Origin of the sequence: Thiococcus pfennigii, from assembly GCF_016583835.1 — a bacterium.
Lineage (GTDB): Bacteria > Pseudomonadota > Gammaproteobacteria > Chromatiales > Chromatiaceae > Thiococcus > Thiococcus pfennigii.
This window is the reverse complement of sequence record NZ_NRRW01000121.1, coordinates 1-2175: the sequence shown is the minus strand read 5'-3', so window position 1 is coordinate 2175 and position 2175 is coordinate 1. Positions and strand designations below refer to the sequence as shown.

Genomic DNA, 2175 nt, shown 5'->3' with positions numbered 1-2175 from the left:
GAAAGCAATTCACATCGCCCCCCCGTATTCCTCGCTGACGGCCTCGATCCGAATGAAAAGCCGCCGCCGGGGCGGCATGAGGCCAGCGGTTTTTTTGAATTCAACGGGGTTTTCTTCCAGGCACTAGCTAAGAACCTCGCGGCTACCAGCGTATGACAAGCCCACACAGTCGGTCGCGGGTCTAGGTGTCGCCATTTTGCCGGGCGGGGGGCACCATTTGGCTGACGCCCACCTACGGGCTCGCATTGGTGCATTCCGCTGCGCAAGCAGAGCAGGGGCAGCGGGCCACGTGGCAGGGGGATTTGGTCGCGTCTTGGCCCTCGGCGCAGTGCGAGCGGTGTTGAGCTTGCGGCAAAAATGGGGTCAAGTCTTGCAATCGGGCAATGCGTGATTGCAAGACTTGACCCCGTATCCGCTATGACCCCGTACCCGCTCCTTCATAAATCGCGCTATGAATTCCGATGATATCGAGTCATATGTGAACTACTATATTGCGCTTGACGCGCTATTTGGCGAACGAGGGTCTGTCGAAACATCGATTCTAAATGGTCTTAAAGAACTCAAACTAGAGAAGTCCGACGAAGATAAGGCGTCATGGTTGTTTGATCTACGTAATGATTTGGTTCATGGCGGCAGTAGGTGTGTTAAAGACTGGTCGAAGTACCAGAGATACTATCGGCACTTTGACTCACGACCAGAAAAAGACATAGAGCGACTAGCGTTTTCTGCGCTAAATCGAGCTCCAATCATTTTCGCGTAAACTCCCAGCGTACCCGATTTCGTCAGATGAATCTAACGAGTGCCTCCAGCCGACCGCCCAAAGTGCCGCTCGCTGCGCTCGCAACACTTTGGGCGGCGACTGAGGCTAGCGTTAGCCTACATAGGAATTGCGCATGCCCTACAGTATGACGCAAAAGGTAAACACCTTCGCCGAAAGAGCTTTTCGAGATACAGCTGACAAGGATTATATACATGCTCGTATGGCATACAGGGCAAATTTGTTTCCTCAATTTCATTGGTCTTCGCTTCATGCGCTTGAGAAGTACGCCAAATGCATTCTGATTCTAGCCCGAGTTCCACGACCAAAAAGGCCTATTGGGCATGAAGTTCAGAGGTCCCTGGAGCTGATTCGCCCGCACATAGATATAGAACTGTCGGCTCAAACGAAAGGCTTCATAAAGCGGCTTGAGGAGTTTGGCGCACGCTTCCGCTACCTTGAATTTTCTTGGTGTATTTACGACGTTGAATTAGCGCAGCTAGATCGTGCCGTTTGGGAGTTGCGGCGTTACTGCAATGCTGCGCTATATACTTTTTCTGAAAGCGGCTCTGCTGCAATGAAATCAGTGAATTGCCAAGAGCTGAGATCGATCGAGAAGCCTAATCAGAAAAACACTTTTATCGGCGGAGGATTTCTTGAGAAAACTTTAGAGAATCGAAAGTCCCAAACAAGGCCGTATCTTGTATGGTGCAACCTGTATTACTCAACGTCAAAGAGAACACGTGTATTGATAAGGAGCACTATGGCGGCCGAAAATGCGCCGTTCTTTCTATACCCAGAGATCATCGATGAAGTGGCCAAATACACATTAGTTACAAAAGAAGTTCGCAAGGCTTACCTAGACAGCTCGCATTTCATTGCGGATGACAAGCCGCGAATCCCACAGAAGCTCAAGAGGTAACCATGTCGCCCAATGAAAAGAGGCTGCAGAAGGTTTTGCGAGACGAACAGAGCGTAAACAGGCTCGGAATTCCGGTCAAATACATGTGCCTGTCTTTAATGTGCGAGCATCACAAATCATTACACGGCGAACTCCTGGACATTTCAGAAGTTATGGAAATCTATAAGTTGGAAAGTGTGCCGGAAGATTGCCGATGCGGCATAACACAGATTCTTATGGACGAGACCGGGAATCCTCGAACACCCGAAATCGTCGAGAAAGCGAAATCGCAAGCCAGAGGCTAGAATTGACTCCAGATCAGTGAATTGAAAAGGAAGATTGTACCGTGTTCGTTACTCTATTGGTATTTTTGGGTGTGCAAGTTGAGAAGAGATGGCGCTGGCTCACCCATTCGGCTAACAAACGCCTAAACCCGACCCAAAAACCGCGCACGTAGCTTTGAGCTATTCTTAGAGGTCAGAACGAAGTAAAAGGAGGGGGTCAAAAGGAGGGGGTC

General features: G+C 49.8%; 1 protein-coding gene. It reads left to right on the top strand.

The annotated features are described in order from the left end of the window. The first annotated feature begins 893 nt into the window (after positions 1–893). Entirely contained in the window at positions 894–1679 is a 786-nt protein-coding gene (locus CKO41_RS18110; RefSeq protein WP_200383269.1) for a hypothetical protein, read from the top strand. The last annotated feature ends 496 nt before the right edge of the window (positions 1680–2175 follow it).

What these genes read in the sequence shown, in the direction of transcription:
- CKO41_RS18110 (WP_200383269.1), top strand. Translation starts at nt 894, where the DNA reads ATGCCCTACAGTATGACGCAAAAGGTAAACACCTTCGCCGAAAGAGCT.